The 3,307-nt window shown below is 79.2% G+C and carries 4 protein-coding genes; 3 read left to right on the top strand and 1 reads right to left on the bottom strand.

The genetic code is table 11. The features are described 5' to 3' along the window. Positions 1-41: 41 nt before the first annotated feature. Positions 42-836: a LamB/YcsF family protein gene (locus ABEB16_RS07650; RefSeq protein WP_345711667.1), complete on the bottom strand. Its 795-nt coding sequence runs from the start codon at positions 834-836 to the stop codon at positions 42-44. A gap of 204 nt (positions 837-1,040) precedes the next feature. On the opposite strand from ABEB16_RS07650, the gene ABEB16_RS07645 reads away from it, so the two are divergent. From ABEB16_RS07645 to ABEB16_RS07635, 3 genes are all read left to right on the top strand, one after another. Then, on the top strand, positions 1,041-1,670 hold the full coding sequence (locus ABEB16_RS07645) for a 5-oxoprolinase subunit B family protein (protein WP_345711666.1): 630 nt from the start codon (positions 1,041-1,043) through the stop codon (positions 1,668-1,670). Further along, positions 1,667-2,560: a 5-oxoprolinase subunit C family protein gene (locus ABEB16_RS07640; RefSeq protein ID WP_345711665.1), complete on the top strand. Its 894-nt coding sequence runs from the start codon at positions 1,667-1,669 to the stop codon at positions 2,558-2,560. Before ABEB16_RS07645 ends, ABEB16_RS07640 begins: the two co-directional genes overlap by 4 nt. Continuing rightward, a partial coding sequence (locus ABEB16_RS07635) for a carboxyl transferase domain-containing protein (protein WP_345711664.1) occupies positions 2,557-3,307 on the top strand: 751 nt, incomplete at its 3' end. The genes ABEB16_RS07640 and ABEB16_RS07635, both read left to right, overlap by 4 nt.

Here is a 3,307-nt window from a genome sequence, read left to right as displayed (position 1 = left end):
GCGCGACCTTGCCGCCGCGGCCGGCCTGGGGTGCGCGGCCGTCAGCCGGTGGCCGGTCGGGCGAACGGCGCGATCCCCACCCCCGCCGCGGCGAGCGCCTCGCGCACCGCCCGGGCGATCGCGACCGCTCCGGGGGTGTCGCCGTGCACGCAGACCGAGCCGACGTCGACGGCGACGACGCTGCCGTCGACGGCCTCGACCTCGCCGGCCGTCGCCATCCGCACGCAGCGGCGCGCGATCTCGCCGGCGTCGTGCAGCACCGCACCGGGTTCGCGGCGCGGCACCAGGGTGCCGGCCGGGGTGTAGGCGCGGTCGGCGAACGCCTCGGCGACGGTGCGCAGCCCCGCCCGGCCCGCCAGGTCCAGGAACCGCGAGCCGGGCAGGCCCAGCACCGGCAGCGAGGGGTCCCACAACCGGACGGCCGCCACGACCGCCGCGGCCTGCGCCTCGTGGGCCACGATCGCGTTGTACAGCGCGCCGTGGGGTTTCACGTAGGCCACCCGGGTCCCCGCCACGCGGGCGAACGCCTCCAGCGCGCCGATCTGGTACAGCACGTCGTTGGTGAGGTCGGTCGGTTCCACGTCGACGAAGCGCCGCCCGAAACCGGCCAGGTCGCGGTAACCGACCTGCGCGCCGACCACCACGCCCCGCTCGGCGGCGCGCTCGCAGGTGCGGCGCAGCACGGTGGGGTCGCCGGCGTGGAAACCGCAGGCCACGTTGGCGCTGGTCACGACCTCCAGCACGGCGTCGTCGTCGCCCAGGGTCCAGCGGCCGAAGCTCTCCCCGAGGTCGGAGTTCAGGTCGATCGTCGCGGTGCCGGGCGGCGGGACGGCCATGGGGACCTCGCGGTCGTCGGGAGCGGTGCGGGTGCCGGTGGTGCTGCGGACCGTCCTGCGGGCCGTGCGTGCCGGGGACGTCGAGGCTACGAGCGCTCCGGCCCTCCGGCGATCCGCGGCGCGCCGGTCCCGGCCGGCGGGGTTGGCGGGTCGCCGGGCGAGCGGACAGCATGGCCGGATGCAGCCGGCCCCCGGGAGGCAGCCGTGAACGTCGACCTGCGCCCCGCCGGGGACCGGGCCTGGCTCGTCGAACCCGCCGACCGCGCGGACCTGCCCGCCCTCGCCCGCGCGCTGCGGGCCGACCCCCCGGCGGCGGTGCAGGACGTGCTGCCGGCCGCCGCGACCGTCCTGGTCACCCTGGCCGAGGACGCCGATCCGGAGGTGGTCGCGGCGCAGCTGCGCAGGCGCTGCGCGGCCCCGCCCGCCGCCGCGCCGGAGCGGCAGGACGGCGCCGACACCGTGCTCGTGCCCGTCCGCTACGACGGTGAGGACCTCGACGACGTCGCCGCGGCGCTCGGCCTCACCCGCGAGGAGGTCGTCGACCAGCACACCGGCACCACGTGGCGCTGCGCGTTCGTGGGTTTCGCGCCCGGTTTCGGGTACCTCACCTCCCCGGACGGCAGGCTGGGGGTGCCGCGGCGCGCGCAGTCGCGCACCGCCGTCCCGGCCGGTGCGGTCGCGCTCGCCGACGGCTGGAGCGCCGTCTACCCGCGCCGCTCGCCGGGCGGCTGGCAGCTCATCGGCACCACGACCGCCGTGGTGTGGGACCTCGCCGCCGAACCCCCCGCGCTGCTGCAGCCGGGGACCTCCGTGCGGTTCGTGGCGGAGCGTTGAGCGGCCTGGAGGTGGTGGAACCCGGCCCGGCCAGCACCGTGCAGGACCTCGGCCGCCCCGGGCTGCTGCGCTGGGGCGTCGGGGTGTCCGGAGCCGCCGACCGGGGTTCGCTGCGGCTGGCGAACTCCCTCGTCGGCAACCCGCCCGGGCACGCCTGCGTGGAGGTCGTCCTCGGCGGGCTCGCCGTCCGCGCGCGGCAGCGCTGCGTCGTCGCCGTCGCGGGGGCACCCGCACCCGCACGCCTCGACGGTGGACCCGTCGGCCACGCCAGCGTCCTCGTGCTGCACCCCGGGCAGGTGCTGCGGCTGGGCACCGCCGCCGCCGGCCTGCGCAGCTACCTCGCCGTGCGCGGCGGTGTCGACGTCGAACCCGTCCTGGGGTCCCGCAGCCGCGACACCCTCGCCGGCATCGGCCCCGCACCGCTCGGCGCGGGGGACGTGCTGCCCGTGGGCGCCCCGCCGGTGGGTTTCCCGCGGGTGCGCACCGCCGTGGTGCCCGTGCCGATCACCGGGGAGCTGACCCTGGGGGTGCGGCCCGGGCCGCGCGCGGACCGGTTCGCCGATCCGGCGGCGCTGTTCGCCGGCACCTGGCGGGTGTCGCCGCAGTCCGACCGCGTCGGCGTCCGGCTCGACCGCGCCGACGGGCCGGCCCTGCAGCGCGCCGACGACGTGGAACTGCCCCCGGAGGGGGTGGCGCTGGGGTCGCTGCAGGTGCCGCCCAGCGGGCAGCCGGTGCTGTTCCTCGCCGACCACCCGGTCACCGGCGGCTATCCCGTCGTCGGCGTGGTCGCCGCGGCCGACGTCGACCGCGCGGCGCAGGCCCGGCCGGGGCAGCTCGTGCGGTTCCGCCCCGCCTCCCGCCCCTGCCCGGAGCGGGGCGGGAACTCGTGACGACACGCGCCGCGGAACTCCTCGGGCGGTTCCTCGACGGCCTGCTCGACGACGGACCCGCGCTCCGCCTCGGTGACGGCGCGGCCGACGGGCCCGCCGTCCTCGCCGCCTCCGGGGCCGTCGAGGGGCGCGACGTCGTCGTCTGCGCCTGCGCCGGCGAGCTCGGTGCCGCCGACGTGGAGCTGTGCTGCCGCGCGGTGGAGCTCGCCGCCCGCACCGGCCACCCCCTCCTCACCGTCCACGACGGCGCGGCCCCGCGGCCGGCCGACGGCCTCGCCGTGCGGGGTGCCACCGGCCGGCTGCTGCGGGCGTGCGCGCGGTTGTCGGGGGTGGTGCCGCAGGTCGCGGTGGTGCTGGGGGAGGTGACCGCCGAGCAGGCGGTGCTCGTGGCGCTGGCCGACGTCGTGGTGGTCGCCGACGCGGTGGCCGACGGCGCTGTCCCGGGAACCCGGCCGCGTGCCGACCTGCCGGCCCCCGGCACCGCGGCGGCCGCGGACCTCGTCCGCGACGTGCTCTCGTTCCTGCCGGCCAACAACCTCGCCGCGCCGCCGCGCCTGCCGCCGCAGCCACCCGCCACCGGTCCCGCCGGCGACCTGGCGGGCCTGGTCCCCGCCCACCCCACCGCCGGCTACGACGTGCGGGAGGTGGTGGCCGAGCTCGCCGACGACGGGGAGGTCCTCGAGCTCGGTGCCGGCCTGCCCGGCGGCGTCGTCACGGGGTTCGCGCGCCTGGACGGGCGCAGCGCCG

It is taken from the genome of Kineococcus glutinatus (genome assembly GCF_039542765.1).
Classification (GTDB): Bacteria; Actinomycetota; Actinomycetes; order Actinomycetales; family Kineococcaceae; genus Kineococcus_A; species Kineococcus_A glutinatus.
Note: the sequence above shows the minus strand (reverse complement) of the source record. Positions and strands in the feature narration are given on the sequence as shown.

Coding starts and splice junctions, on each gene's coding strand:
- ABEB16_RS07650 (WP_345711667.1), bottom strand. CDS start 836: ATGGCCGTCCCGCCGCCCGGCACCGCGACGATCGACCTGAACTCCGAC.